At 38.7% G+C, this 23,747-nt stretch carries 22 protein-coding genes and 2 pseudogenes; 15 read left to right on the forward strand and 9 right to left on the reverse strand.

The annotated features are described in order from the left end of the window. Positions 1-6: 6 nt before the first annotated feature. The 4 genes from ACVIJU_RS05300 (at position 7) to ACVIJU_RS05315 (ending at position 4,883) form a co-directional block, all read left to right on the forward strand. The gene (locus tag ACVIJU_RS05300; protein WP_044895977.1) at positions 7-333 is read left to right on the forward strand and encodes a YnfA family protein; all 327 of its coding nucleotides are present in this window, start codon (positions 7-9) and stop codon (positions 331-333) included. A gap of 535 nt (positions 334-868) precedes the next feature. Beyond that, positions 869-2,584, forward strand: coding sequence for a M48 family metallopeptidase (locus ACVIJU_RS05305; protein WP_456687366.1), 1,716 nt, complete (start codon positions 869-871; stop codon positions 2,582-2,584). 460 nt (positions 2,585-3,044) lie between these two features. Continuing rightward, positions 3,045-4,400 (forward strand): MFS transporter, encoded by a 1,356-nt coding sequence (locus ACVIJU_RS05310; protein WP_063388360.1) that lies wholly within the window; start codon positions 3,045-3,047, stop codon positions 4,398-4,400. A gap of 408 nt (positions 4,401-4,808) precedes the next feature. Further along, the gene (locus ACVIJU_RS05315; RefSeq protein ID WP_456687919.1) at positions 4,809-4,883 is read left to right on the forward strand and encodes a DinB family protein; all 75 of its coding nucleotides are present in this window, start codon (positions 4,809-4,811) and stop codon (positions 4,881-4,883) included. A gap of 41 nt (positions 4,884-4,924) precedes the next feature. On the opposite strand, the gene ACVIJU_RS05320 is transcribed toward ACVIJU_RS05315, so the two are convergent. Together ACVIJU_RS05320 and ACVIJU_RS05325 are read right to left on the reverse strand one after the other, a co-directional pair. Then, the gene (locus ACVIJU_RS05320; RefSeq protein ID WP_446651505.1) at positions 4,925-5,413 is read right to left on the reverse strand and encodes a DUF1648 domain-containing protein; all 489 of its coding nucleotides are present in this window, start codon (positions 5,411-5,413) and stop codon (positions 4,925-4,927) included. An 88-nt stretch (positions 5,414-5,501) separates the two neighbouring features. Beyond that, positions 5,502-6,125 carry a hypothetical protein gene (locus ACVIJU_RS05325; RefSeq protein WP_456687367.1) on the reverse strand — a complete coding sequence of 208 codons (624 nt, stop codon included), beginning with the start codon at positions 6,123-6,125 and terminating at the stop codon, positions 5,502-5,504. A gap of 254 nt (positions 6,126-6,379) precedes the next feature. Between ACVIJU_RS05325 and ACVIJU_RS05330 the strand changes: the two genes are divergently transcribed. Then, a complete protein-coding gene (locus ACVIJU_RS05330) occupies positions 6,380-7,138 on the forward strand; it encodes a MerR family transcriptional regulator (RefSeq protein WP_456687368.1) in 759 nt (252 codons plus the stop codon). A 27-nt stretch (positions 7,139-7,165) separates the two neighbouring features. Here ACVIJU_RS05330 and ACVIJU_RS05335 read toward each other — a convergent pair. The 6 genes and pseudogenes from ACVIJU_RS05335 to ACVIJU_RS05360 form a co-directional block, all read right to left on the reverse strand. Further along, positions 7,166-7,416 (reverse strand): annotated as a pseudogene (locus ACVIJU_RS05335) (IS3 family transposase); the annotation flags it as partial. A 389-nt stretch (positions 7,417-7,805) separates the two neighbouring features. Next, on the reverse strand, positions 7,806-8,189 hold the full coding sequence (locus tag ACVIJU_RS05340; RefSeq protein ID WP_456687369.1) for a helix-turn-helix domain-containing protein: 384 nt from the start codon (positions 8,187-8,189) through the stop codon (positions 7,806-7,808). 453 nt (positions 8,190-8,642) lie between these two features. Then, the gene (locus ACVIJU_RS05345) at positions 8,643-9,278 is read right to left on the reverse strand and encodes an FMN-dependent NADH-azoreductase (protein WP_063386284.1); all 636 of its coding nucleotides are present in this window, start codon (positions 9,276-9,278) and stop codon (positions 8,643-8,645) included. 404 nt (positions 9,279-9,682) lie between these two features. Continuing rightward, on the reverse strand, positions 9,683-9,886 hold the full coding sequence (locus ACVIJU_RS05350) for a hypothetical protein (protein ID WP_063386282.1): 204 nt from the start codon (positions 9,884-9,886) through the stop codon (positions 9,683-9,685). Between the two features lie 6 nt (positions 9,887-9,892). After that, entirely contained in the window at positions 9,893-10,108 is a 216-nt protein-coding gene (locus ACVIJU_RS05355) for a hypothetical protein (RefSeq protein WP_063386281.1), read from the reverse strand. A gap of 708 nt (positions 10,109-10,816) precedes the next feature. Next, a complete protein-coding gene (locus ACVIJU_RS05360; protein ID WP_375338759.1) occupies positions 10,817-12,019 on the reverse strand; it encodes a trans-sulfuration enzyme family protein in 1,203 nt (400 codons plus the stop codon). A gap of 150 nt (positions 12,020-12,169) precedes the next feature. Here ACVIJU_RS05360 and ACVIJU_RS05365 point away from each other — a divergent pair, with 150 nt between their 5' ends. The 6 genes and pseudogenes from ACVIJU_RS05365 to ACVIJU_RS05390 all read left to right on the forward strand — a co-directional run bounded on the left by ACVIJU_RS05365 (position 12,170) and on the right by ACVIJU_RS05390 (position 18,000). After that, entirely contained in the window at positions 12,170-12,493 is a 324-nt protein-coding gene (locus ACVIJU_RS05365; RefSeq protein ID WP_063386279.1) for an antibiotic biosynthesis monooxygenase family protein, read from the forward strand. A 213-nt stretch (positions 12,494-12,706) separates the two neighbouring features. Next, positions 12,707-13,681, forward strand: coding sequence for a bile acid:sodium symporter family protein (locus ACVIJU_RS05370; RefSeq protein ID WP_063386278.1), 975 nt, complete (start codon positions 12,707-12,709; stop codon positions 13,679-13,681). A 336-nt stretch (positions 13,682-14,017) separates the two neighbouring features. Beyond that, positions 14,018-14,971, forward strand: a pseudogene (gene serA, locus ACVIJU_RS05375) (phosphoglycerate dehydrogenase); the annotation flags it as partial. A gap of 103 nt (positions 14,972-15,074) precedes the next feature. Beyond that, positions 15,075-16,304: a 5-aminolevulinate synthase gene (gene hemA / locus ACVIJU_RS05380; protein WP_144598213.1), complete on the forward strand. Its 1,230-nt coding sequence runs from the start codon at positions 15,075-15,077 to the stop codon at positions 16,302-16,304. 98 nt (positions 16,305-16,402) lie between these two features. Continuing rightward, positions 16,403-16,900 (forward strand): GNAT family N-acetyltransferase, encoded by a 498-nt coding sequence (locus ACVIJU_RS05385; protein WP_094244543.1) that lies wholly within the window; start codon positions 16,403-16,405, stop codon positions 16,898-16,900. 20 nt (positions 16,901-16,920) lie between these two features. After that, positions 16,921-18,000, forward strand: coding sequence for a Gfo/Idh/MocA family protein (locus ACVIJU_RS05390; RefSeq protein ID WP_094244544.1), 1,080 nt, complete (start codon positions 16,921-16,923; stop codon positions 17,998-18,000). A 299-nt stretch (positions 18,001-18,299) separates the two neighbouring features. On the opposite strand, the gene ACVIJU_RS05395 is transcribed toward ACVIJU_RS05390, so the two are convergent. After that, a complete protein-coding gene (locus tag ACVIJU_RS05395) occupies positions 18,300-19,208 on the reverse strand; it encodes a LysR family transcriptional regulator (protein ID WP_144598212.1) in 909 nt (302 codons plus the stop codon). Between the two features lie 142 nt (positions 19,209-19,350). Here ACVIJU_RS05395 and ACVIJU_RS05400 point away from each other — a divergent pair, with 142 nt between their 5' ends. The 4 genes from ACVIJU_RS05400 to ACVIJU_RS05415 all read left to right on the forward strand — a co-directional run bounded on the left by ACVIJU_RS05400 (position 19,351) and on the right by ACVIJU_RS05415 (position 23,577). After that, a complete protein-coding gene (locus tag ACVIJU_RS05400) occupies positions 19,351-20,523 on the forward strand; it encodes an MFS transporter (protein ID WP_063386276.1) in 1,173 nt (390 codons plus the stop codon). 105 nt (positions 20,524-20,628) lie between these two features. Then, the gene (gene glsA, locus ACVIJU_RS05405) at positions 20,629-21,552 is read left to right on the forward strand and encodes a glutaminase A (RefSeq protein ID WP_456687370.1); all 924 of its coding nucleotides are present in this window, start codon (positions 20,629-20,631) and stop codon (positions 21,550-21,552) included. Positions 21,553-21,573: 21 nt separating this feature from the next. Further along, entirely contained in the window at positions 21,574-21,978 is a 405-nt protein-coding gene (locus tag ACVIJU_RS05410) for a hypothetical protein (protein WP_063386274.1), read from the forward strand. Positions 21,979-22,335: 357 nt separating this feature from the next. After that, on the forward strand, positions 22,336-23,577 hold the full coding sequence (locus ACVIJU_RS05415; protein ID WP_082830192.1) for a S1C family serine protease: 1,242 nt from the start codon (positions 22,336-22,338) through the stop codon (positions 23,575-23,577). The last annotated feature ends 170 nt before the right edge of the window (positions 23,578-23,747 follow it).

A 23,747-nucleotide genomic window follows, 5' to 3' on the forward strand; every position in this document is an offset into this window, starting at 1 on the left:
TGAAATATGATTTACGCCATTATTTTATTTATTCTTGCTGGTTTAGCTGAAATTGGCGGAGGGTACTTAGTCTGGCTATGGATACGTGAAGGAAAACACTACTTGTACGGAGTTATTGGTAGTATGATCTTGGTTCTATATGGGCTGATCCCTACTTTGCAAAACTTTCCTACATTCGGTAGAGTATATGCCGCTTATGGCGGCGTGTTTATTATTCTTTCTGTTTTGTGGGGATGGTGGGTCGATAAAAAAACTCCTGATATTTACGATTGGATCGGAGCAGGCATTTGTTTAATTGGAGTTTCAATCATGCTTTGGGGTCCAAGACATTAGACTGTCCATTCTGATAGGGATTTTTAATAGAATAGCTGCAATTAAATAATGTGCGAGTGAGTAAGCTTTCTTGGAACATATCGAGCATGAGCAAGACAAATTCCGTATAGGGAGTATGGCATCCTAATTAATTGACAGTTTTAGCGTTATGCGGAATGACTTTTTTCCGGTGATGCCGATAATGTGCGATTTTTTAATAAAGGCTTCAGCTTGCCGTTACACTTCAGAGATATTACAGGCTCTGAATAATGGCAACAAGCGTGGCAGGAAGGTGCAATCAAAATGATTTTTTTGTTTTATTTGAATAACAGATCGCTCCCATTCCCGGCCAATCCAACGAGTCTTTAAAAAATGGACGAAAATCTCCTTAATGTCAAGCGATTGCATTTTTTTTAGTATATAAAAAGATTGCTGGCGTTCTTAGGAAGCCCCTGCTGTTGAATTGGTGAAGCGAGGAATTCAATTTTTTAGAAACTTTTATAGGAAAAAAACGTTAATACATATGTAAGGAATATAAAAAAAACGGGGTGTGCTCATGATCTGGGCGTTGGTATTGATTATGTTTGGGGGAGTGTTAGCTGGTTTTTTGCATGTTTGGTTGAAAAAGCGGATATCCTTTTTCCCGTTATTGGTGATAGAAATCGTACTGTTATCTGTTCTTGCAGTCTATTTATTTATAGCATATGAATTGGGTTTTACAATTAGAGCGATGTCTAACTTTGGATACTCTTTTCTTATGTGTTTAATCACGTTTTCCCATGAATCGGGTTACGAAAAAATAAAAAATGAAGCAAACAGAGTGGAAATTGAAAAGATTGAACTCAATAAACATTCGAGTCGGGTTTGGGTTGATGCGGCATTTGCGATGACATTCATTGGTCTATCTGTCTTATATTTTGTTTTCAATTCATACGATTCTGTTTGGTCTCTTATTTTGTTATATACGAATGTTGTAATGATTTGTCAATTGTTAAAAAAAGCTGTTCTTTATCGAAACCTTGAAGTGTATTTCAGTAAAGAAACAAATTGTATTTACATATTATCGAACATCACAGCGAAACGATATCCGCTTTCAGAACTTTCGGAAGCAAAGCTCGAGTCAAATGTTGATGTACTTAAATTATTCCCATTATTTACGATGTTTTCAACAAATGAAGATTTCACGACAAGTATGGGAAAAACATTAAAGCTAGTATTTTCAGGCGAAACTGTCTATTTTAATGCTAAAAACACTTCTTGGCTTACGACCATTGAAAGCCGGGAAGAAAAGGAACTACCGTCGGAAATTGCACAAGTTGAAGTGCTTCCATTTTATCATAAAAAAAATATAAAAAGACTTCTCGGCAAAATGTACTTTGCCATTTCCGTCAAAGGAGTCGGCGCCTACACGACATTGACTGTTATCTTATCACTGCTAAAGGTTCCTATTTGGGCGATCACGATTGCGGTCATTGTTTTTTGGATATTTAATCTTTACATTTCTGATCGATTATTAAAAATTGCATTAGACGTGAAAGAGATAGATGATCCAAATGTTTTAGCTGTTGCAGACAAAGTGCTAAGTCGGGCTGGAATTTCTGATGTGAAAGTTTTTCAAACAGAGGCGAATGAATTAAACGGTTTTGCAGCTGGGGCAAACATCGGTCGATCAATGATCGTATTAACGTCGGAAACGTTAAAGCTTCCGTTGGAAGCAATCGAAGCGGTTTTTGCTCATGAAGCTGTGCATGTAAAAAAACGGGATGTCATGATCGGTCAAATTATACGTATACTTGCGCTTTTAGTAATTGTTTTATTTATTTACTGGTTATACCATTCTTTTCTACTAAGAAATGAGTCTCTTCTTTTTTACATTGTTTTTGTTCTTATTTTATTCCTTCCTCTTATCCAGTCTCTTCTTTTGCAATGGATGGAAGTGCGGGCAGATCATTTAGGGGCTATATGGCTTGACAACGGAAATGATCAAATGGCAGACGGTTTAACTGCTTTAGCTGTAAAACAAGATGAGTTGACATACAAAGCAGAACGCTACAATTTAAGTAATGAAGAAAAAAATTCATCGATTGAGCGGGATTCATGGTTTTTCAGATTTCTAGAATTTCAATTTATGATCCACCCGCCAATGTATTGGCGTATTCAATCTTTAAAGGAAACTGGAACGGAATGGAACATGAAAAAAATACGAAAGTGGTGGAAAGAGCGTTTTTACGAATCGCTTCCTGATAAAAAGAATAAAATGGAAAGCATGTGAATCATTTTTATCGTTTGAAATGCTTATTAAAAATTAAACGATACAAACATAACCCCCATACGAGAAAATGTGACGAATTTTCATATTGAGTCGGCATTTTGAGTGCCGGCTTTTTGTATTTTAAGGGTATCCGCTGATCATAATCTTTTTGTCTTCACCTTTTCCCAATGCCGGGAAAATCGTAATGGAAGACGAAAACCAATTTGGTCCGCTAGCAGTCAGAGTGAGAAATAGAAGAGTATTTGTCAATCTTCTTTTCTGCAGATTTGACCACATAATTTAGGAAAATGAATGTGTTTTTTTCTACAATAAGTAGATAACAATTATGATAATGAGATGCTACAATCAACTTAAAGATAATTCAAAATATTAAGTAAAAGAGAGGTGTTTCAGATAAATTGCAAACGCTTACTTAAAATGTGAAATACAAAAAATTTTTGATGAGGAGGTCTATAATAATATGAAACGGATTAACCCAATGAACGTAATTGACAACAGCCGCATTCATTCATTCCATATTTGGCTGATTTTCTGGTTATTTATCGTTATTATGTTTGACGGATTTGATGTTGTCATTTACGGTGCTTCTGTCCCGCTGCTTATTAAGGAATGGGGAATTTCGGATGTCACTGCCGGGGCTATTGGCAGCTATACAGTTGTCGGAACAGCAATCGGTGCTGTTTTGTTTGGATTGCTATCGGATAAAATAGGGCGAAAAAATATTATTTTGTTGACTACGTTCTTGTTTAGCTTTTTCACGCTGCTCGCAGGTTTTGCAGCAAATCCTGTCTTATTTACGATCTTTCGCGTCATTGCAGGTGTTGGTCTGGGCGGAGTTATGCCTAATGTCGTTGCAATAGCAACTGAATATTCACCGCGACGGGTTCGCACAGCAATTGTTTCATTCATTTTTTGCGGTTATTCTGCAGGAGCTATTCTAGCAGCGCTTACAAGCAGGCAGCTCCTTCCTACAGTTGGATGGGAGTCAGTATATTGGGTAGGCGGAATTCCCTTATTGTTCATTCCTTTCTTATTGAAAAGTGTTCCAGAATCCATCGACTTTCTTTTGGAAAAAGGAAAGGAAGAAGAAGCTAAAAAAATTCTTGCCAAAATTGAGCCGGGAATTAGCAGCGATGGGGAATTTGAAAAAAAGGAAAAAGTGAAAGAAGCGGGATCGCCTATTGTCAGTTTGTTTGAGGAAAAACGTGCATTCAGCACCGTTATGTTCTGGATTTCCTGCTTTAGCGCATTTGTATTGATTTATTCCATGAATACATGGCTGCCGCGCCTTATGATGGAAGTTGGCTATGATTTAAGCTCAAGCCTTGCATTTACTGCTGTCATGCAAATTGGAGCGATTGTCGGAACAGTTGTTTTCGGCCCTATAGTTGACCGGCTAGGCTTTAAAAAAGTGCTTGTTCCATTGTTTTTCTGTGGAGCCATTGCACTATCTTTAATCGGTTTTGCCAACAGTACATTCATCGCTTTTGCCCTGATTTCTGTTATTGGTGCAGCATCCGTCGGGGTTCAAAATATGGCGAACGCATTCGTTTCTCAATATTATCCTACTAATATGCGTTCAACAGCTGTAGGAAGTACAATGGCATTCGGTCGTTTAGGCGGAATAGTTGCCCCTACATTTGTCGGGATTTTACTTTCATTAAATTTACAGCCGCAATATAATTTTGCAGCTATTGCCAGTGCAGCAGTGCTTGGCGGTTTAGCAGTATTGTTCATTCAAGAGCAGCATTCAGTCTATTATAAAGAGAAAAAACAATCTGAGTTAATAAATGAAGATGTAGCCGTCGAAAAATAATTTTTGTAAAATCCCGAGGAGATGGTCTCTTCGGGATTCTTATATAAAGGGATACCTATGATTCGTACGAATCGGTTTGTTCAGTACTTTTTGGCTCATCGAAATGTGACATAGAACGGATGATAAAATGAAACAAGAGCATTATAACTATAAGCCTGCGCCGACATCGATGCCTGTGAAAGATCTTGTGTTTCAAATGTTATCGATTTGCAAAAACAGTGAAATCCGGATGCATTTGAAAAAAAATTGAAAGAGATGGAAAAAGACTTAAAAAAACTAGCAGAAATATATATCGAAAGTACAAAAAGCCTGTTAGAATCCGTGATGAATGAGGATCTTTAGCGCCAAGTCGATCTTTCCAAAATTTTTGATTCGAAAATGTCTGGATTGCAATGATTTCAAACTGCGATGGATCATGAAATCCACCATAAAGGGCAGCTTTTCGTCTATGTACGGGAAATACGGATCTTCCACGTTATGTGATGCGCAGCTGATGAAAGGAACCAGATGATTATCGAACAGAGTCACCTCGTTTCTTTCAGGACTTTGTTTGTGCGGAAAGCAAAATAAATCGATGTCCCTAGTATGACAATTAAGAAAATATAAAGCGGATAGACTCCAAGACCATCTGCTTTTCCGAGTGCAACTTGAGCAGTTCGCCAGACCCCGAATAAAAAGAAATAAACTATTTCTGCTTGCAATAAACGGATGTAAATCCTTCCTTGATTATAAAGAAGCTTTTTTTGTTCTTTTGTAGCATTGTACTGATAATAAAATGCGTCGGGAATGCGGGACAATAATGTTGTCAAGATAAATATTCCTAGTCCTGTAAAAGGTAGAACAAGAATGAAGCCTTTTCCGCCGAATCCATCCGGTTCGCCTTTGAAATTGAAATGCCGTGGTATAGTATCCGGCAAATGCCCCCAAATGAAAATGACGTAAATGAACATTGCTGAAAGCCCAATAATTGAAAGTGTCAAAAGAACATTTTCAATTTTCTTTTTTTTCTCCACAGAGAAAACCTCCGTTTTTCCATTATCGATGTTTTCATACGTATTCACCGTTTGTTTTGTTTCATTTAATCGCAGCTGCAGGATTCTATTATTCTACATCCCAAGTAACTGTAAAGCTTCCTTTCAGCTTGTCGCCTGTGACGATGATATGGTAGATGCTTTTTTCTGCCGCTTTGATTTGATATGTGCTTTCGTCGACTTCTTTTATGGCGACAACGTCACCGCCTTTGTTCAATACATGAAAACCATGTCCGCCTCCGTTATTGTTTTGAATTTTAACGGAAAACGTAATCGTTTGACCTTTTTCCGCATAAATCGGAATGGCGTGTTCTCCGTGGAAATAGTCGAAAAGTGCGATATAGCTTGAATTCCTTTTCCATTCGCGCCAATCTTTTTTTACAGTAAAATCCGTGTTTAAAATAATACACAAAATAAACGGAGCACAGATTGCAAAAATATATTTAAAAAATACGTTTTTTCGCGCCATGTATGTTCCAAAATAAAAAACTAATGAACAAAGAGCTCCGACTGTTCCGCCAACAATCACCATCATCCATCCGAAAGGCAAAAAAATGAGATATCCTGCCAAAACGTAAAAGGCAATTTTAATGGTTCCAGTGATTTTAGGAATTTTCACAGCCAGCAGGTCAATAAAAATAGAACAAATTATTCCGTATCCGTAAAAAATGCTCCAAAGAAAAGGGTTATTCAAATCTTTTGAAACTCCATACAAGTCAAAATCAGCTGCAATGAAAAAAACAGTAAAAAAAATAAACAGCGAGAATCCGGCGCCGGTTAATTTGGGTTTAACATAAGAAATAGCATTGAGGATATTTTTTTGTAAAAACACTAAGTGATCACAGCCTTATATTATTTTCTCAATATTATGTTTATTATAACATTAATTTTTCTCTGTACATTGACGTTGCGTAAAGGTTTATGATGATCTTGTCAGGAGGTGAAAGGATGGAATATACGGTAAAACAATTAGCAGAATTGACCGGAGTTACAACAAGGACATTGCGATATTACAATGAAATTGGGCTTCTTATGCCAGCGAAAATCAATTCATCCGGATATCGCATATATGGGGAAAAAGAGGTTGATAAACTGCAGCAAATTCTTTTTTATCGAGAGCTTGGAGTTGATTTAGATACAATTAAAAAAATCATCAATTCACCATCCTTCGACAGCATGAAAGCTTTAAAGGAACACCGCGAAAAGCTTCTTGCAAAACGCAGGCAGCTAGATTCATTAATCGCAAATGTGGAGAAAACAATAGCGGCAAAGGAAGGAAGGATCACGATGAGCGATAAAGAGAAATTTGAAGCTTTTAAACAAAAATTAATTGAAGAAAATGAAAGAAAATATGGGCATGAAGTTAGAGAAAAATATGGAGACGAAGTCGTCGATCGATCTAATCAAAAACTGAAAAACATGACAAAAGAGCAGTTCGAACAGCTGAAACAGCTTGAGGAAGAGGTCTTGAATACACTGAATAAAGCATTTGTAACTGGAGATCCAGCGAGCGAGCTGGCACAGAAGGCAGCTGATTTGCATCGTCAATGGCTCTGCTATTTTTGGGATCATTATACGAAGGAAGCTCATAGAGGAGTAACAGAGATGTATGTAGCAGATGAAAGATTTAAAGCGTATTATGATAAAAAACATCTTGGAGCAGCGGAATTTTTAAGGGATGCAGTTCGAATTTATACCATGAATTGAAAAGAATTTTTTACAATTCGGTCTTTGGAATGCTTTCTTTGTTGAACCATATTTTAATTCTGTGACATCAGCTACCCATTTTTCATTTGGCTTTTCCGCTGTGAATTCACGATTCAATATATTTTCTGCAACATGTTGAGGAGTAGATCGCTTATAAGATTTCTGCTTTTTTCGAATAACAGATTGTATAGCGGCAACTTTCATCAGTCTTTATGATTGAAGTTCTGACCAAGCTTTCGATTTATATTCAACGTCATTCGACGGTAACCATAGATGCCGTCAACTTTTTTTTTGCAAAATAAAAGTGAAATCCTTATGCAGTGATTTGCAATGGGGCTTTACATGGAGGAGGAGCCATGATAACCTTTTTGGTTTTGCCAAAACTGTTGAATCTGGCGCTTGGCTAAAGAATCATGGCTACAGAGGATCCATGTCAAGCCCTTGATGGATAGATCACATATATGTATATTTATTCAAAATTTTGATAAAGATATACTGCAACACTCTGTATTTTTTTCTTGCAGAAAACAGTTAACTTTCTCCTGGAGAGCTTTCATTTCTTTTACGATTTCTTCATTCTGAAGTTCTCGGGAGGAAGGCGAACGTTTTAACCGCTTATAGTAAGCAGCTCGTGAAATACCGGCGATTTCACATAATAAGATTATGCTTAGGTTTTCTTTCTCATGAAGTTCCCGGATTGCGATATACTTGTCTTCAAAACGGATTTGGTTTGTTTTCGCCTCCTTTCGATTTCCTCTAACTTTCTTAAAAATAGATTCTCCGCACGTAAGCGTTCATTTTCTCTTTCTAACTTTTTCATCTCCAGTTTCATTTTCTCTTCTGGAGATAACCTTGCTTCTTCTTTTTTTCTTCCTCGTTTGTCTTTAAGCGCTTCTTCTTTACCATTTTCATACTTCTTCACCCATTGATATACTTGTTGATAAGAAACTTCATAAGCCTCTGCTGTTTTTTTATAATCTTTTCCGTTCCCTAAACAATCAAGCACAATTTGTATCCGTTCATTCCAAGTCGTTTTTCTTCCTTTAGTCATAGAGCTTGTCTTTCCTTTCGACGTATTCTTTAAATCTCTATGGCCATTATACTTCTTAATCCATCGTTAAAGTTCCGATCTACTTGAAATACCATATGTCCTGACAATCTCGTACTGTGAGAACTCACCAGATAAATAATCTTTTACAGCTGCTTCCTTAAATTCTCTGGTATAACCTTTCCAAGAATTTGAACGTTCTAAACCCTCTATTCCAAATTCCTCAAATTTATTTATCCATTGCTTTAAAGAATATTTAGAAAATGATACCTTTTACAAAGCTCTTGAATAGTACATTCTCGGTTTTCATATGCAAGTAAAACTTCAAGTTTGAACTCTGTAGTATATTGCTTATACATAGAAAAACTCCCCCTAAGGTAAAACAGATTTTTTATATTTTAATCTGTCTACCTTAAGGGGAGCATATCATGAAAGATCAGCCTCTTTATTTTTTACTTAAAACGTATGCGCTAAATCTTTTGCTCTCGCAATTGCGTTTTGTTTAATTTCCTCTGCCTTTTCAGGTTGAGCAGCGTGTCCTTCTACAAACAAGCCTTCAAATGAAGGAACACCGAAAAATTGCATCACAACAGCCAAATAGCGGTGACCCATTTCCATTTGAGCTGCTGGACCTTCTGAATAAATGCCTCCACGCGCTTGAATATGCAGGGCTTTTTTATCAGTCAATAACCCAACAGATCCTTGTTCAGTGTATTTAAACGTTTTGCCTGCAACTGCAACTGCATCAATATATGCTTTCAAGACAGGCGGAAATGAAAAATTCCATAAAGGTGTAACAAAAACGTATTTATCCGCTTCAATAAATTGTTCACAAAGCTCTGAAAGACGTCCAACTTTCGCTTTTTCCTCGGAAGTAAGCTCATCTAAGCTTTTTCCGGATCTCAGTTTCCCCCAGCCATTTAATACATCAGCATCGATTTGGGGAATATATTCTTTATATAAATCAAGGTGAATTACTTCATGGTCAGGATTCGCTTCTTTATAGGTTTCGATAAAAGCCTTTCCTGCTGCCAAACTGTAAGATTGGGTGTCATCAAGTGGATGTGCTGTAATGTACAATACTTTTGTCAACGTAAACCTTCCTCTCTTGGTGCAATTTTAGTTTTTAGTGAAAAAATAAAATTTATAAATTTTTATTTTGAAAATATTTATTTCGAGATAATTTTATAGGAATTTGTTTTAGATTTCAAATGATTTGTTTGCAAAAAATTTATCCAAATTTAGTCAAATAATTTGTTTTCAGCTGTCTAATTTGTTTTTCACGTCTTATCGGTCAATAAACATGGCTGATCTACGAATGAGCCTTGATCAGTTATTTTTGATTTTGAACGCTTTCGTCGTGAAAACCGTTTTTCATCCATTTGTTTGGAATATAATTTATTATTCCCTGTAATGTGAAGCTTAGCTATTGCCATTTTCTCCTTAAATGATAAGACAGCATTTTCTTTACGGAAAGGCGGAGTAAATGCCCGTTTCTAAATTCTTTTCCAATAATCCCATCGTCCTTCATTTATTTCTTTTTCGATTGTTTTAATATATTTCTTTAGTTCAACGGGCATCTCGTCATTTTCCAGCTCATCCATTGTAAAAGTAATCATTTGCGCACCGCTGAAATCCATGACCTGTACAACTCTTTGCCGACCTTTAAAATATGTTAGCATAATGTGATATCTACCCATTTCGTTTCACCCTATTTTTCGTTTTTTTATGGGACCAATTGAAAGAATGTTGGATCGTTTAAACGTTCGGAAAGTTTTTCGAAAGTGGCAGTAAGCGCGAATGTATTTATCGTTAAAGTCTTTTACCGTAATCAATCTTTCAGTTATTACCCCTTGATCGGTCATGTAGATCATCTTTAAAGCAAAACCGTACTTTTTGGCATTCAGCAGCAAACCGTTCATGATTTTCACCTCACAAAAAAAGAACATTTGTTCTATTTTTATTATATGCGAATATATGTTCTGATATGAAGAAGAAAATTTTGGAACGATTCATTTTTTTGGGCATCTTTCTTTAGAATGGAATGGCAGAGATTGAAATCACATGGAGAAGGGAATGCTGTTTTTTTCGAGAAGCGTGCAAGTGGGGAAGTTAAAATCATTTTAAATAAAAAATAGCTGTCAAGCGGGCCTCTATATCGATGATTTATTGACAACACATGCTGTCTTGGAGTGCGTATGTAAAACAAATCAGCTTAACTTTAAGAAGCGAGGCGGAGTGCTGTGTTGACATAACTCATCTGCTCCAAGGAAGGGGAGAAACTAATCTTATTTATTATATAATGCGGCAAAATTTACATCCCATTAAATAGAACTGATGAAGTATCATAAGCTGCCAAAGCTTGTTCAGGTAGTGTGTTCAATAGTGATATTTAGAAATGATAGATATAGAGTGTTTCAAATTGCAAGATGTATGTTTAATAAAATCAAGATTTTTCTGCAAGCACTAGCTTCTAAAATGAAATGCATTTTTAATTGAGGCTGTACAGAAAGTCAAATCTCCATTGAAAACAAAAAATCATAAACTTTCAAAAAGATGAAAGGGGGCGTCAATAAGCCGATAAAACGGCTTATTAGACAGCCCCCCGCCATTGTCCGCACATTCCTTCATTAAATTTTTTGCAGAGCTTGTCTGACATCTTCTTTTAAATCTTCGATATGTTCTATGCCGACAGAGAAGCGCACGAAGTTTGCCGGGATTCCTGCGAGCTGCATTTGTTCTTCGTTCATTGTTCCTTCCCACATCGCTGCTGTATGTACAACGAGAGACTCGACTCCGCCAAGGCTTACAGCGTTAGGAGGAAGCTTTAATGCGGAAACAAAGCGCTGTGTTTCAGCATAACCGCCCTTAATGGAAAAGGCAATAACGGCACCAAAGCCTTTCATTTGCCGCTTAGCAAGCTCGTGCTGCGGATGGCTTGGCAGCCCCGGATAATATACCCGTTCAACTTGAGGCTGATTCTCAAGAAATTCGGCTAACGCCAAAGCGTTCGCGTTAATCCGTTCGATTCGCATAGGAAGCGTGCGCAAGCCTCTCAGCAACAGCCAACCATCCATTGGCGAAAGCACTGAACCGATGGAAATATGCGTATTCCAAATACGTTCAGCTAATTCCTCGTTTGTGCAAATTACGCCAGCTGTCAAATCATGATGGCCGCCCATGTATTTTGTTGCACTATGGACAACAACATCAACCCCAAAGTCATGTGGACGCTGATTGATAGGGGAAGCAAACGTATTATCTGCGACAACGATAATTCCATGCTGGCGGGCAAGATCACACACTGCAGCTAAATCTGTCAATACCAATGTAGGATTGGCAGGCGTCTCAACCATAATAAGTTTTGTATTCGGACGAATTGCCTTTTCAAACGCAGAAGTGTCGGATTGGTCAACGAACGTCACGTCAACACCAAATTTCGGCAGCAGCTCATCCATAATTTTCGTTGTGCTCATATAATGATTTTTTTGGGCAATCACATGATCGCCTGCTGCTACAAGCGATAAAATAGTTGTCGCTATCGCTCCCATACCAGAGCCGGTTACTAAGGCTGTTTCAGTTCCTTCAAGATCTGCTACAATTTTTTGAACCCGTTCATGCACTGGGTTTCCGTAACGTGTGTAATATCGCGGATGACGAGGTGTTCCAGCAATTTCAGAAAATTCGCTTGCACTATGTGCCTGGAATGTTGCGGAATAGTAAATAGCAGGATTGACTCCTTTTTCGTCCGTTATAGAATCGTCGCCATGGATGACAATTGTTTCATCTCTGAGTGCTTGAGGATTCCGTTGTTCTTGTTCATTTCTTTTCATTATTTATTTCTCCCTTAAATCAAAGTAATTTTATAGATATTATATATCTATTATTAAAAAAAATAAAACTAGTTTGAGAATTCATTTTTGTTCATTATATGATAAAACAGTATGAAACTTTTCGTTTTGATAAGAAAGGGGGTTTGAAAAATGAATTATACAAAACGTTTAAACGAGTATTACGCCGTGATTTTCACATCGGAAAGAACAGAAGGGGACAATGGTTATGAGGAAATGGCAAAGGAAATGGATCAATTGGTGTCCAAACAGCCCGGTTTTTTAGGAGCAGAGAGTGCAAGAAATGAGAATGGGTACGGAATTACAGTTTCATATTGGGAATCATTGGATGATATCAAACGCTGGAAAGAAAATGCTTTGCATAAAGCGGCGCAGGATAAAGGCAGGAAGGAATGGTATAAACGTTATACAATCAGAATTTGCAAAGTAGAAGAGGAAAGGGTTTTCCATATTTGATAGATACTATAGCCCAGAAGAATGGCCGCTTCCCTAAAAAACCAAGGGAAAAGCATGAGACTAGGTTCATAGTAACTTCGCAAAATGTTTTGGCATAGCGCTGGATTGGTGAGGAAAAATTGCATATTATATAATGAAGTAAAGATTGTTCACTATTTGTGAACATTAGGATTGCGCAACTTTTCATTTTAGCTTAACACTGGAGAGAGAAAAATGTTAAAAAACATAAACAGCATAATGGAAAAGATGCTTCCTTTTTTAACCCCGTCAAGTGTTGTGATCGGGATTGTATTTTCAACTATATTTGACGATTTTTCTCAGCTTGTTCCGTGGATTTTTGCTTTTATTACGTTTGCGGGCAGTTTAAATCTTAGTTTTCATGCGTTTAAGCAGGCTCTTTTGCATCCGCTGCCGATTTTCGTCGTTCTTTTGCTGCTTCATCTTTTCATCCCGCTTTGGGCGTTTGCTGTCGGCCATCTTGCTTTTCAAGAAGACAGCTTCACAATCATTGGTTTAGTTTTGGCCGTGATCATTCCAACTGGTGTTACAAGCTTTATTTGGGTATCAATCCATAAAGGAAATTTGGCTTTAGCTCTTGCTGTTATATTAATAGATACGTTTATTTCTCCTTTTGTCGTTCCTGCCAGTTTATTAGTATTGGTGGGGAGAACGGTAGAAATCGACGTATGGAATATGATGTCTGGCTTATTTTTCATGATTATCCTGCCTTCCATTTTAGGAATGCTTGTAAATGAGTGGACGAAAAAAGAATTGAAACAGCGTATTGCAGCCGTTTTAAGTCCGTTTTCGAAAATAGCCTTATCGCTTGTAGTGATCATCAACAGCGCGATAGTAGCTCCTTATTTGGCGAACCCGAATAAAAAATTAATTTTGATTGGGTTTTTCGTTTTTTTGATTGCTACAAGCGGCTACTTTTTTTCATGGATGGCCGGGCGTCTATTAAAATTTCAACAGGATGATATCATCACTTTAACGTTTACGGGCGGAATGAGGAATATTAGCGCCGGTGCAGTGCTTGCGATCACTTATTTTCCGCCGCAAGTGGCGGTACCGGTTGTCTTAGGCATGCTTTTTCAGCAGGTTTTAGCTTCTTTTTATGGACGCATGCTTGAAAAAGTTTATCACCATGCGCTTACTGAAAAAAAGTATGCGGCAAATGCAAAATGAACGCTTTTATGCAAAAAAGCATTAATAAAACGTTATGTGAGCATCCCCTTCAATTAAGGCATTTCTGCCTATATTGAAGGGGTTTTTTAAGGGCAATTTCAGGCATTGATGTGTTAATTATTTTATTCGCCAATTGGACGCAGAACCGGTAAGGAGCATCAATAATGACGTTACATGAATCAGCATTTTTTAATAGTGTTTTAGTAATATTTACAACTTTAACTATAAATTAACAAAAAATTAACTTTTTTTACAAGGAAAATAAAAGCAAATATAGAATTGCTTGGTAAGCGCGCTAATAGATCCTAAAAATAAATTACAGGAGGTATTTAAACAATGTTTCGGCTACTAGTCTCTGAAAAAGTGAACAATGAAGGACTGAAACCGTTGATAGAATCAGAAGCGGTTGAAGTTGTCCAAAAAAGTGTATCGGAAGCAGAAGATGAACTAAATCTTTTTGATGCTCTTTTGGTGAGGAGCAGCACAAAAGTAACGAAAGAGCTTTTAGGAAAGATGACCTCTTTAAAAATTATCGGAAGAGTCGGAGTCGGTGTAGATAACATTGATATTGATGAGGCAACAAAGCAAGGAGTAATTGTCATTAATGCTCCCAATGGAAATACCATTTCGGTAGCCGAGCATACACTTGCGATGATTTCTTCTTTGATGAGGCACATTCCGCAAGCGAATATTTCAGTTAAAGCAAAAGAGTGGAATCGGTCAGCATTTGTTGGATCTGAACTTTACGGGAAGATCTTAGGCATTATCGGTTTTGGGCGCATTGGTATTGAAGTTGCCAAGCGGGCTAAAGCCTTTGGAATGAAAGTGCATGTATTTGATCCAATCCTAACTCCAGAGAGAGCAAATAATTTCGGTGTCGAAATGCTTTCTTTTGATGAAGTTCTTTCAAGTGCGGACATAATTACAGTTCATGCACCCCTGAACGAAAAAACGAGAGGATTGTTAAATAAAGATACATTGGCAAAAACAAGAAAAGGGGTAAGGATTATCAATTGTGCAAGAGGCGGAATTATTGAAGAAGAAGCTCTTTTAGAAGCTCTAGAAAATGGCCATGTCGCAGGTGCAGCGCTTGATGTTTTTGAAGTCGAACCGCCTATTCATTCAAAATTGGCTGATCATCCGTCAGTAATTGCGACGCCGCATATAGGAGCCTCGACAAAAGAAGCGCAGTTTAAGGTCGCTGCACAAATTGCCGAGGAAGTTTTGCGATTTATAAAAGGCATGCCTGTTAGGTTTTCTGTCAATTTTCCGCCCGTTGCACAGGAGGAGAATATTAACAAACAATTGATTTTACATTAAGAGTGCGGCTGAAAAACAAAAATTACAATTCCTTCTTGAATGGAATTTATATTTATTGGAGGATGATAGAGTTATGTATACAGAAATTCTCAGCGACAAGCTAAATTCGTTGAAGGAAAGAGGGCAATACCGTGAATTTATTACGATTAACCGCATATGCGGCCAGTATCCTTTGGCGAAGTTGAATGGCAAGGAAGATGAGCAGCCTGTTGTTGTTTGGTGCAGCAATGATTATCTGGGAATGTCCCAGCATCCTTTAGTAATTGAAGCGATGCAAGAAGCAATCCGGTTAAATGGAGCCGGTTCAGGCGGATCGCGGAACATAGGCGGCACACACTACCAATACACTTTGCTTGAATCATCATTGGCTGACTGGCACGGTAAAGAGGCAGCACTCGTTTTTCCGACCGGATACAGTTCAAATGATGCAACATTACAATGCTTATTGCGTCTGTTCCCTAATTGCATAGTGTTTTCCGACGAGCTTAATCATGCCTCCATTATCAATGGGATACGAAGTGCAAAAGCTGACCGCGCCATATTTAGGCATAATGATGTCGAACATTTGGAGGAATTACTAGCTTCCCAGCCGCATAATCGAGCCAAAATCATCGTATTCGAGTCAATATATTCGATGGACGGCGATATCGCACCGATTAAGGAAATTGTGAATCTTGCTAAAAAATATAACGCACTAACATTTCTCGATGAAGTTCATGCTATCGGTATGTACGGTCCTCGAGGAGCAGGAATAGCTGCAGAGCTTGGAGTTGCCAATCTCATTGACATTATACAAGGAACAATGGCGAAGGCGATAGGAGTGATAGGCGGGTATATTACTGCATCGGAATTGCTGATTGATGCTGTCCGCTCCTTTGCATCCGGCTTTATTTTTACTACCTCCCTGCCGCCGGCAATTGTTGCTGCATGCTATACAAGCATCGGGTATTTGAAATCTTCTGATAAAGAGAGAAATGAACTGCATAGAAAGACTAATCAGCTAAGAAAGATGCTCGTTCAGGCAGGTATACCGGTAATGCCATCGAGTGTAACACACATTCTTCCTGTAATGATTAGGGATGCAAAAAAATGTAAGGCAGCTGCTCAAAGAATGCTTGAAAAACATAAAATCTATCTGCAGCCTATTAACCCGCCGACAGTTCCTGTTGGTACAGAACGGTTTCGAGTCAATGTTACACCGAACCACACTGAAGAGCAGATGTTGCAGCTAACCGATGCATTAAATGAAGTTTTTTGCCACTTTAATATTCCATTTGCACAATCGGCCGATGTGTTCGCATAATTGGTTAGAGATAACCTATTACAATTCTGAGATAAGAGTAGTCCATAGTTTTTTGCCACCCTTAACGTATACAACAGAATAGGAGAGGATATTTATTCATGGATCATAATTTAAAAATTGTTGCTAGAAAGGCAACCATCAATGATGTTGACATGCTGATTGATTTAAGGAAGCTGTTGCTCAATGAAGGGGCAGGCCACTATGTTTCGAAATCACCCGAAGAACAAATGGCATGGCAGAAAAGCTATCGGAAATGGCTTATTCACAATATACCTGCAAATGAAAAAATGGTAATTGCTGTAGCCCACTATGATGGCGAAACCGAAATATCGGCCTGTGCTATAGGAATCATTGATGAACGTGCGCCGATGAAAGGATGTTTAAACGGACTTGTTGGGTGGGTGCAATCGGTTGTTGTTCACCCTGAACGGCGCCGTAGAGGGTTTGCAGAATGTTTAATGAACTATATTTTGGACTGGTTTCAGGCCAATAATGTTGAAAAAGTTATCTTACAAACAACACCGATTGCAAAAAATTTATATAAAAAGCTCGGATTTATTGATTCAGGCGAAGAGCTTTTAATAAAAGAAATTTAAATGTTAAAGGGGGGCAACTGATGAACGTCTTAATTTGTGGTTTGGGATATGCAGGGACAAGATTTCTTAAAGCTTTTTCCAATATGAATAAAGATATTGTTGGAGCTAGAAAAATCAATTTTGCATATGTTAATAGAAATCCTAAACGCAGGGATATTCAATACTTTAAAGAGGTGGATGCTGCTATTGAACAATTTGAGCCTCACATTATTGTAATTAGTGTAAATGATGAGTTCCACATGGATATAATTAAAAAGTTGGAAGGATACAAAGGCTTTGTTATTTGCGAGAAGCCCTTGGCGAATACGAACGATGATTTAGAGCTGCTGGAAGCGAAACTTAAAAGTGTATCTGGATTCTGTCTTAACCTTATAGAACGTTACTCTGATGCAACCATCGTCTTGAAAAAGTTTGTTGAAGAGCATAATTTGCAGCTTATTCGGGCCAATTTTTACTGGGGAAAGAACAGAATGAATGATTATAGGCCAACTGTAGGTGTGATCAGCGAAATAATCCATCCGCTAGATCTTATCCAATGGATTTGTGCATCCAATACTGATCTGGAGTTAAAGTCTATTCAAGGCACTCGATCAGACTTCTCCGTATCAGGTTCTGACGTACTTGACAGTGCAGCCGTAACTGCATGTTTAGGAAAAGCGGCAATAACCGGGTATAGCAGCTTCGTAAATATTGTCCGAAAGAGAGAAGTCGATCTTGTATTCGCTTCTCCACAAAACCGTCTAATCTTTGCCAATATGGTGTTTGATACACCTGTATGGGATGTTGACCATCTTCGTATATGGGAAAGAACTCCTTTCGGAGAACAGGTCATAATGGACATGAAAACGAATATTGATGACTCGAAGCCTGAACTAAAAACAATACGCAAATTGGTAAGATTGGTTAATGATGTTGGCGGGTATGTAGTAAACGGAGCAGCTCCTTCACAACCGTTTGCTAGCCTTCAAACAGCTTTGAAGCTCCAAAAATTATTAAATACAATAGAACGTGATGCTCAGACAATTGGACCGATAAATTATGTTGTTGGTTCACAACGGGAAATTTACAACGATGAAAATGATTGGGAGCGTCTAGGCTAAATGAATGCAAAATTTCAATTGATAATAATTGTAAATTTATCGGTTTTTTGAACCAATTTTTTAACGGCAAAATGATGTTAAAGACAAAAAAAGAGGAGACAGATACAAGAGTTCTTTCCCCAATCATCAAATCGGCTGCTAAAATGCATTGAAATTTACTTTGGCAGAGAGGGAAATGATTATTTTCATTGTACTCCTGCTTCTTTTTTTATTGCGGTTATTTCAATTATTCTCCTTGTTTAATTAAGGATTTGATAGAGAATTTTAATTGCCAGTATCATTTCATGAGATTATTTCTATTAAACTTGGTGAAAAAACGGAATGACAGATTTTCTCATTAAGTTAAGAAATGCATGAACAGTTGGAGACAAATTTCCACTTTTCCACGCAAAGGCAGTTGAAGTAGTAATTGGGTTGTTGTAAATGTCGCGATAGACAACTTTATTTTTTAATACATGCTGGATAGAGGATGGTACAATCGCTACGCCCATTCCTGATGAAACAAGGGATAGGACTGTAGGCAATTCTTGTGTTTCTTGAACTACTTTAGGATGGAATCCCGCTTGATAGCAACTGTTTATCACAGTATCATAGTGGCTTTGATTTGCCTTCCTTCCCGTCAAAATAAATGAATCGCCCGCCAATTCTTCAAGATGAATCGGGGAAGTGCCGGAAGCTAGCCGATGATCCTCTGGCAGAGCAATCATCATTCGTTCTTGCCGAATAACCTCGAAATGAATTCCGTCATTTTTTATGTTGGCGGGTTGGCAAAGGATTCCTATATCAATTGCGCCCTCATGCAAAGCTTTTAATTGCTCTCTAGTTGTCAATTGTTGCAAATCTATATGAATATTAGGATATGCTTTACGATAGTGCTCTATAATTGTTGGAAGAATATCATAGGCTGATGAGGAAATGAATCCTATCGCTATTTCTCCGACCTCTCCACGGTTCACCCTTTTTACTGATTCGACAGCTTCCTCCAGATCTTTGAAAATTTGATTAACTTTTTCCAAAAACAATTGGCCTTCTTTCGTCAGTTCTACTTTTCTTTTCGTTCGATGGAAAAGAGGCACGCCTATTTCTTCTTCTAATTGTCGGATTTGAAGGCTTAAAGGCGGCTGTGCCATATTTAAACGGGCTGCAGCTTTCCCAAAATGCAAATCTTCAGCAACTGTTAAGAAATATTTCAAGTGGCGCAGTTCCAATTAATCTCCTCCTTTATTAATATTTATAAGATATTAGTAGTTTTATAAATATATATTAGACATATTACATTCCGTCTTGTAAAGTGAAAAATAGATAAATCTTCCGTAAAGATAATTCCGTAAAAATGGAGGCTAAGTTATCATGCAAAAAGTTTTTCTCTTGACGATCGGTATGTTCGCTCTTGGGTTTGATGCTTATGTGATAGCTGGTTTGCTTCCGGATATCGGTGCAACTTTTCATATAACTCCTTCACAAACAGGGCAAGCCGTGAGCGTCTTTACGCTTTGTTATGCACTGGCCGCTCCGGTATTTGCAACACTGCTTGCTGGAAAACCGATGCGCAATATTTTATTGTTGGCGCTCGCAGTATTCTCGATAGGCAACGGGATAAGTGCACTAGCTTCAAATTTTTCCATGCTGCTGATTGCACGGGCAATTGCAGGCATCGGCGCCGGACTTTACTCTCCGCTAGCATCAGCAGCTGCAGCATCACTAGTGCCCGAACAGAAACGCGGCAGAGCACTTGGTATGACTCTTGGCGGCATGAGCACTGGAACAGTCATGGGAGTCCCTCTTGGACTGGTGATTGCGGAACATCTGAAGTGGAATGGAACTCTTTGGGTGATCACTGCACTAGGCTTAATTGCCATGATGGGAATTGCCATCTGGTTTCCACATTTTGCAGCTTCAGCTCCACCTTCACTCCGCCAGCGCGTCGCAATGATGACAAATAGACGGGTTGCAGCAATTGTTGGCATCACTTTTATGACCAGTGTTGCCAGCTTGGGTCTTTACACATATATTGCTGTTATTTTGAATAACTTGGCGGACATTTCCAACAACACGCCATATCTTTGGGCATGGGGAATTGGCGGCGTAGTTGGCAGTTTTTCCATCGGCGCTTTGATTGACCGGACAGGCAAACCGGGTTTGCTCATGGCAGGAATTTTGGCCATAATGGCTTTGTCCATGTTCAGTGTGCCATTCGCCCTTTCATTTCCGATCCTGTCATTTCTGCCTTTTATTCTATGGGGGGCGATGGGCTGGGCATCGCAAGCCCCGCAGCAGCATGAATTGCTTCGCATACAGCCTAATCAAGGTGCAGCGGCCGTTGCTTTGAACAGTTCCGCAAATTATTTGGGCAGTGCAATAGGTTCTCTTCTTGGAGGGATAGTGATGCTGGCTGGATTGGCTCCTTCCCAACTTCCGTTTGCCGCCGGCGGCCTTGCATTAGTAACATTACTGGGACAATGGGGGATTTTATCAAGCAAAAGAAAGCATGGAAGTGAGAGAAAACAATCTATGCAACAATGACTATCTCCAGATTGAATAAACATATCATACTCATTTGTCAAATATCAAAGGGGTTGTTTATAAAATTTTATACAACGTGCCATACTAAATAATGGTGATGGTTGAATGTACGAAAAAGAAGAATTGATCCGCTTTGTCCAAGAAGCGAAAAAGTATGGGCATCAGGGGAAAGTTGCCAGTTACATACCGGCTCTTGGCAAAGCGAATCCAAATGATTTATCTATTGCAATATATATGCCTGATGGGAGAATCATTGACGCTGGGGATGTAACGGTAAAAGTGACGCTTCAAAGCATTTCAAAAATTATCGCTTTAGCTCTTGTCATTATGGATCACGGTGAAAAGGAGGTATTCAAAAAAGTTGGTATGGAGCCGACGGGCGATCCGTTTCATTCCATTGCCAAGCTTGAGGAAACACAGCCTACAAAGCCGCTGAATCCGATGATCAATGCCGGTGCACTTGCCGTAACGCATATGATTTCGGGAAGAACGGTGAAAGAACGGCTGCAGAGACTCATTCGTTTTGTCCGTAAGCTAACAGGAAATCCAACCATTTCTTATTCGCAAGAAGTCGCTCAATCCGAATTTGAAACCGCGTTTTTAAACCGCTCCTTATGTTATTTTCTTCGACAGCATAATATTATAAACGAAGATGTCGATGATCTGATGGAGCTTTACACGAAGCAATGCGCCATTGAAATGACATGCATCGATTTGGCGCGCATCGGCCTCGTTTTTGCGATGGATGGGCGCGATCCGTTTACAGAAGAGGAAATCATGCCCCTTGATGTAGCGCGTATTTGCAAAACGTTTATGGTCACCTGCGGCATGTATAATGCTTCGGGAGAATTTGCGATTAAAATCGGGATTCCGGCAAAAAGCGGCGTCTCAGGAGGCATACTCGCATCTGTTCCAAAAAGATGCGGCATCGGCATATTCGGTCCAGCATTGGATGACAAAGGCAATAGTCTGACCGGCATCAAACTGCTTGAATTTTTATCTAAAACATATTCATTAAGTATTTTCTAATATTTGAGGAGGAGACATACGATGCGTGAATTCACTGTTAAATTTCACCTTGAAGATGATATGGAAGAAATGAAAGTGCAAAAGCTGAGCCCGGATGATTTTGAAAGGGTGACAGAAGGAGAGACAAGACATTTGTTTGATCTCGATACAAACATTGGTTTTTTCGTCTTTTTTGACGCTGAGGACAGCGATGGCAATATGTCTTATCTTTCCCTTCGCTACGAGGAGGACGAGGAAGATCCGAGCGAATGCTACCGGTTTGAACTAAAAGACTTTTATGAATTTATAGCTCTTTATCTAAATGACTTAGAATTCGGTGATGAAGTGATGGCGGAGCAGGAGGAAGAGGAAATATACAGCCCCATTCAGCATCTTGCTCATCTTCTTTTCCATGTTGCTGAAGAAGGGAAAACAGTTGAAGTTTGAATACGTTGAATGAAATCCAGGGCATGCATACGAATTCAAATGCCAATTTTTCAGAAAGGCTTATTTTCAATCAACAACATCTATGTGTTTCAGAATTGCATTTTTTGTAATAAATGAAAGTACCGCGGGCGATCCAGATTGATGTTCACCGTTTCGTTAGGGCTTGGCAGGAGAAACGATTTTTGAAAAGTGCTTTTGAACTATGGATTTGGCGAAAAGGTAAGAGGCGCATAATATCGAGCGGCGTCCGATCTTTTTTATATTTCAATGTTTTTTTACCTTTTGTTCATCGTTTCGTCATATTTTTTGCCTAGTATGTGAATAAGACAAACGATGAAGAAGAGGAGGGCTTTTGCTATGGGATATTATGATGAAATAGATCAAAACAATCGTGTGGAAAGAAAAAAGAACAGTTTGTTGAAGCCGGTTCTTTCTTCTTTAATCAGCGGTGTTTTGGGCGGAGCTGTTGTATACGGTGCGTTGACCTACTTGCCATTCCAAGATCATAACAAAGCTTCAAATGAAACAGAGCATGCAGCGGTCAGTCAAAATACAAACGATCAGGAAGCATCTGTTAATGTTGCGAAGATTTCCAATCAAGGCGATATTGCAGAAATTGCTGAAAAACTTTCACCAGCGATTGTCGGCATTTCTAATTTGCAGCAGCAAAGGACAGATTGGTTTGGATCGCGCCAAGATTCTTCCAGCGAAGAAGTGGAAAGCGGAAGCGGAACAGGAATTATCTTTAAAAAGTCCGGCAATGATGTTTTTATTGTTACAAATAACCATGTTATTGAAGGGGCTTCTTCATTGGAGGTAACGCTTTCCAATGGCGATAAGGAAAAAGCAGAGGTAGTCGGTGCTGACTCATTGACAGACTTGGCCGTCATAAAAATTAATAACAATAGTGTTAACACAGTAGCTGAGTTTGGTGATTCCGATAATATACGAGTCGGCGATCAGGTCATTGCAATCGGGAATCCGCTTGGCAGCGATCTTTCTAGAACTGTAACAGAAGGGATTATCAGCGGAGTCAATCGCACAGTGACGATTACAACTTCTGAAGGAGACTGGGCGCTTGATGTCATTCAAACTGATGCAGCGATCAATCCAGGAAACAGCGGAGGCCCTTTAATTAACATGGATGGGAAAGTCATCGGCGTCAGCAGTATGAAAATCAGCCAGGAAGGTGTGGAAGGGCTCGGATTTGCTATTCCAAGCAATGATGTTGTGAAGGCGATCAATCAATTAATGGAAAAAGGAAAAATTGACCGTCCGTTTCTTGGAGTTGCATTATTAAATGTAAGCGAGCTTCCTGAGTATTTCCTTAGAGACACACTCAATTTGCCATCTGACGTTAAAGAAGGTGCGGTAGTTGGAAGAGTTCAGGCAAATTCTCCCGCCGATCATGCCGGATTGCAGGAAAAGGATGTGATCGTCGCATTGGATGGGCAAAGCATTCACAACACGAGTGAGTTAAGAAAATATTTGTACAGTGAAAAGAAATCAGGAGACTCAGTCAAAGTCAAATTATATCGGGACGGAAAAGAAAAGACCGTCACAGTTACCCTTTCAAGTCAAGACTTATCGCAAACCTGATCGGGAATAGTATTAAAAAGAAAGGGCCCGCAAAAAGTCAGTTCAATTAACTTTTTGCAAAGCCCTTTTTTCAATGGAAATCTTTTTCATCAATGTGAAAATGATCTATCTCTGATAAATGAATGATACTCGCCAATTAACAACAGCATCATTTGCTTAGAAAATTTTCA

Source organism: Aeribacillus sp. SP014 (assembly GCF_054055575.1).

Excerpts from the sequence above, each read along its gene's own strand:
- ACVIJU_RS05360 (WP_375338759.1), bottom strand. The coding sequence starts at position 12,019 with ATGAAAAGAAATGAACAAGAACAACGGAATCCTCAAGCACTCAGAGAT.
- hemA (WP_144598213.1), top strand. The coding sequence starts at position 15,075 with ATGTATACAGAAATTCTCAGCGACAAGCTAAATTCGTTGAAGGAAAGA.
- ACVIJU_RS05410 (WP_063386274.1), top strand. The coding sequence starts at position 21,574 with ATGCGTGAATTCACTGTTAAATTTCACCTTGAAGATGATATGGAAGAA.
- ACVIJU_RS05355 (WP_063386281.1), bottom strand. The coding sequence starts at position 10,108 with ATGAACGGTTTGCTGCTGAATGCCAAAAAGTACGGTTTTGCTTTAAAG.
- ACVIJU_RS05370 (WP_063386278.1), top strand. The coding sequence starts at position 12,707 with ATGTTAAAAAACATAAACAGCATAATGGAAAAGATGCTTCCTTTTTTA.
- glsA (WP_456687370.1), top strand. The coding sequence starts at position 20,629 with ATGTACGAAAAAGAAGAATTGATCCGCTTTGTCCAAGAAGCGAAAAAG.
- ACVIJU_RS05310 (WP_063388360.1), top strand. The coding sequence starts at position 3,045 with ATGAAACGGATTAACCCAATGAACGTAATTGACAACAGCCGCATTCAT.
- ACVIJU_RS05415 (WP_082830192.1), top strand. The coding sequence starts at position 22,336 with ATGGGATATTATGATGAAATAGATCAAAACAATCGTGTGGAAAGAAAA.
- ACVIJU_RS05330 (WP_456687368.1), top strand. The coding sequence starts at position 6,380 with ATGGAATATACGGTAAAACAATTAGCAGAATTGACCGGAGTTACAACA.
- ACVIJU_RS05305 (WP_456687366.1), top strand. The coding sequence starts at position 869 with ATGATCTGGGCGTTGGTATTGATTATGTTTGGGGGAGTGTTAGCTGGT.
- ACVIJU_RS05350 (WP_063386282.1), bottom strand. The coding sequence starts at position 9,886 with ATGGGTAGATATCACATTATGCTAACATATTTTAAAGGTCGGCAAAGA.
- ACVIJU_RS05340 (WP_456687369.1), bottom strand. The coding sequence starts at position 8,189 with ATGACTAAAGGAAGAAAAACGACTTGGAATGAACGGATACAAATTGTG.
- ACVIJU_RS05400 (WP_063386276.1), top strand. The coding sequence starts at position 19,351 with ATGCAAAAAGTTTTTCTCTTGACGATCGGTATGTTCGCTCTTGGGTTT.
- ACVIJU_RS05300 (WP_044895977.1), top strand. The coding sequence starts at position 7 with ATGATTTACGCCATTATTTTATTTATTCTTGCTGGTTTAGCTGAAATT.
- ACVIJU_RS05365 (WP_063386279.1), top strand. The coding sequence starts at position 12,170 with ATGAATTATACAAAACGTTTAAACGAGTATTACGCCGTGATTTTCACA.
- ACVIJU_RS05390 (WP_094244544.1), top strand. The coding sequence starts at position 16,921 with ATGAACGTCTTAATTTGTGGTTTGGGATATGCAGGGACAAGATTTCTT.
- ACVIJU_RS05385 (WP_094244543.1), top strand. The coding sequence starts at position 16,403 with ATGGATCATAATTTAAAAATTGTTGCTAGAAAGGCAACCATCAATGAT.